Origin of the sequence: Shewanella sp. SW24 (assembly GCF_025653395.1) — a bacterium.
GTDB lineage: Bacteria > Pseudomonadota > Gammaproteobacteria > Enterobacterales > Shewanellaceae > Shewanella > Shewanella oncorhynchi.
Window position 1 is genome coordinate 1 of the sequence record NZ_JAKKSH010000081.1, and the last position, 672, is coordinate 672.

At 46.0% G+C, this 672-nt stretch carries 2 rRNA genes; both read right to left on the minus strand.

The window, feature by feature from the left end:
- Positions 1 to 80: ribosomal RNA gene (locus L5M17_RS23000) — 23S ribosomal RNA — on the minus strand; the annotation flags it as partial.
- Positions 81 to 447: 367 nt separating this feature from the next.
- Positions 448 to 672, minus strand: a 16S ribosomal RNA gene (locus tag L5M17_RS23005); the annotation flags it as partial.

A 672-nucleotide genomic window follows, 5' to 3' on the forward strand; every position in this document is an offset into this window, starting at 1 on the left:
CAACGCTTTTCGCAAGTTACTACGTCCTTCATCGCCTCTGACTGCCAAGGCATCCACCGTATACGCTTAGTCGCTTAACCATACAACCCAAATGAGTTTCACTCATCTGAGTCGCATTGCGACCAGCTTGGTTTTACTTGTCTCACTTCTGACCAAAGAAGTGGACGCGCCTTAGACGTAAACTATTCAATAAAGAATAATTTACTGTTGAATATTCAAGACACTTAATAAAGTGTTTGAGAACTCATGATGCAAACGTTTCCACGTTTACATCGGTTTGTAAGTAACATGACGACAGACATCATCACGTTACATACTATCAGCTTTCCAAATTGTTAAAGAACAATGCGTACCGGCTAGCGGCGCATTCAGCTCTGACTTCTCCTAAGAGAAGATAAACAAGCAATCTGTGTGAACACTCAACAAACATTAAGTTAGTCGTATAGGTAAGGAGGTGATCCAGCCCCAGGTTCCCCTAGGGCTACCTTGTTACGACTTCACCCCAGTCATGAACCACAAAGTGGTGAGCGCCCCCCCGAAGGTTAAGCTACCCACTTCTTTTGCAGCCCACTCCCATGGTGTGACGGGCGGTGTGTACAAGGCCCGGGAACGTATTCACCGTGGCATTCTGATCCACGATTACTAGCGATTCCGACTTCATGGAGTCGAGTT